Below are 2,111 nucleotides of genomic sequence, written 5' to 3'. Positions count from 1 at the left end.
AAGTTTACTCTGGCTGGAAGTAAAACTCCGTCACAGATATTTCTGGAAATTCGCAACAAATAAGGGCCCTTCCCCAAAAACTGCCAGCTACCAAAGAAATAGCAAGCAAAATAGGGCAAATAATGGCAATTGTTCAGCTATTGGACCCCATTTGGTGTGATGTGTATAAGGGGGCGATGGTATATTTTTTGCCACTGCCTTTCATCCAACTCAAAGAGTTCAAGCTGAGCTGAAGCAAATGGTGTCTGGTAAAGATGCGGTTTGGTCACCGACTTCAACGTCCTACTCTCCCGATTCAACTTGCAAGCATATTGAGCCAGCAAGGTTTTCTGGTGTTCAACCTGTAATTTACCTTGATGTATCCAGATCGAAACCCGCTTATTAGCCAGACCACGTTCGGCATAGATGTAGAAGCGTTGTACACTGACCAGTCCATGGTGATTCACCACGCGCAAAAATTGCAGATGGCGAAAGGCGTTTTCCAAATCATTTCCGGCGATGGGACGCCCCATTGCGCCATCCAGGACCGCCATCGGTGTCCTGCGTCCATCGGCTCTATTCTCATGAGCCCCATGCCGGGTCGTGTTAAACAGATGGATAAATTTGACATGTTCTGTTTGAATCTCCTCGAGAGAGTTGGCATTTTCCAGCTTCATGTCGAGGTAAAGCCGTTGGATATTGAATTGGGATTCAATCAGGTTTTGCCACGATTGACGTTTTTCGATGTAACAAGGCTGGACAACAAGTTTTGCTAACAGTTCTTTGTAAGCGTCGGCTCTGAAAACAGAACCATTATCGGAAACAATGGCCTCTGGACGGCCGTATTGAGCAAAAGCTGCATGTAATAGTTGCAAAATGGCGATTTCATCTTGATACTCCGAAGCCATACCAGCCAAAATCGTGCGGGAATACCCTTCCATTAGACAGATGCTATACACCCATTGTCCATCCAACTTGACCAGATACCGAATATCGATGAACCAATATTGATGGAGGTAAAGTGGGTTGTAAGGTAAGGGTTTCTTCTTTTTCTTTTGCTTTTTCTTCTTCTGATAGGGGTTGGGGGCATTGCGAAAGAAACGATTAGCGGCCATTGCCCGGCCGACACTGCTTTTGCTGGGCGTATTTTCTTCGCCCAGCCGGGACTCCAGAACACCAAACAGCAGGTTTCGGCCCAGTCCCGGATATTCTTGTTGAACCTTGAAAACCTCATCGAGAAAAGGCATCGCTAATTGATTGTGCGGATGATTGGGTGGCCGGGTGCGTTTCTCTATGAGTCCATCAAACCCCTCTTTCTCAAATTTGGCTAGTAAGGTATCAATGTGAGGGCGGGATACTTTGAGCAAAGAGGAAATGCTTTTCTTCTTCCATCCTTCATGATACATACGCACCACTGTCCAGCGAGCCAGGAAGTTGTCTTCAAACTCGTGAAACGTTTCAATCTTCAATTCCAATTGGATCGGAACAGGGTTTTTCTCTAAAAATTTCCTGACGGTATGATGTGTCGTTGAATAGCCAAACTTTCTGGCCAGTATTCGCACAATTTCGCTGCTGGTGATGGGTGGGTAAAGCTGCTTGATTTGTAGAATATAACGAGCAACCGGCTCCGAGTATCCTTTCCTTTGGCGGCCAGAATTTGTCGTTCGCTTATCTGCCAGACCCAACATCCCCTCGGTGACAAAGCGGCGGGCCTTCTCGCTCAGGGTTGTTCGCCCCATCTCTGTTTCCTCGCTCCGTTGGGTGACCGGATCGGCAAACAAGACGACAGGCCTAATCGCTTCATAATCATGCTGGATCGGGTCCGTAAAGAGCTGTCGTAGCTGACTAAAATCATTCGGATTCATTTTTATCTCCCTCTGCTGAACTCTATTGAGGCAGCAATGATAAGGAGATAGGGAATATCTGTCTAAAACAAGGGGGGATAGCTGATGATTGCCTGATTTCGGCATCTCAAACGCCTTCTCTCAAGTTTTAGGAAAAATTTGGCCGGATTTTTTCCAATTTCCTTCGTCATGAGCCTTTTCCTATTCACCGTTCAAAATGGAGAAAACAATCATCGAATGATGATGTTTTACTTCCACGTAATGTAAATATTCATGTGAACAGGACTC

General features: G+C 45.9%; 1 protein-coding gene. It reads right to left on the bottom strand.

The genetic code is table 11. From position 1 onward, the window contains the following. Nucleotides 1-137: 137 nt before the first annotated feature. Nucleotides 138-1,844, bottom strand: a complete 1,707-nt coding sequence (locus MNV_RS10400; RefSeq protein ID WP_179293927.1) for a DDE-type integrase/transposase/recombinase — start codon at nucleotides 1,842-1,844, stop codon at nucleotides 138-140. Between the last annotated feature and the right edge of the window lie 267 nt (nucleotides 1,845-2,111).

The sequence above is a fragment of the Candidatus Methanoperedens nitratireducens genome (genome assembly GCF_900196725.1).
In the GTDB taxonomy this organism is placed as follows: Archaea; Halobacteriota; Methanosarcinia; order Methanosarcinales; family Methanoperedenaceae; genus Methanoperedens; species Methanoperedens nitroreducens_A.
Note: the sequence above shows the minus strand (reverse complement) of the source record. Positions and strands in the feature narration are given on the sequence as shown.